1 protein-coding gene is annotated in these 464 nt (G+C 58.8%); it reads left to right on the top strand.

Annotated elements, in window-relative coordinates:
• Positions 1 to 36: 36 nt before the first annotated feature.
• Positions 37 to 464: carbohydrate porin (locus tag AC0L2F_RS35755; RefSeq protein ID WP_473251527.1), on the top strand; the 428-nt coding region annotated here is incomplete at its 3' end.

Genomic DNA, 464 nt, shown 5'->3' with positions numbered 1-464 from the left:
TTCCTGAACCGGCAGGTGGAATTGAAGGTTGGATATTTGGCCAATGTCGTTGAGTATTGGGGACCATTTCTGGCAGGCAATTTGTCGTCCAGCATCTTTGGACCGAGCGGACAAATTCCGGTCGCGGCGGGTCTAAGCGCCTGGGCCTGGGCGAAACCGGCGATCAACATCAAGGTCAACGGCCCGGAGGGGCTATACGACAAGTTCGGTGTGCAGGTGGCGAGCAGCCCGGATGGTCCCTTCGCCGAGAAGACCGCTAACCCGACCGGCCTGGACTGGTCGACGCCGAACAGTGGATTTCTCGCGATCAACGAGGTTGGCTATCGCAAGGAGGCCGCTCCCGGCCAGCTTGCGACCTGGGTGCGTGCCGCAGCCATCATCAACACCAGCAAGTATGTCGATTTCGAATTCGGCGGTCGGAATGCCGGGAATTACGCAGCCTATCTTCTGGCGGATCGACAATT

The sequence above is a fragment of the Bradyrhizobium sp. Ken64 genome (assembly GCF_055807555.1).
Note: the sequence above shows the minus strand (reverse complement) of the source record. Positions and strands in the feature narration are given on the sequence as shown.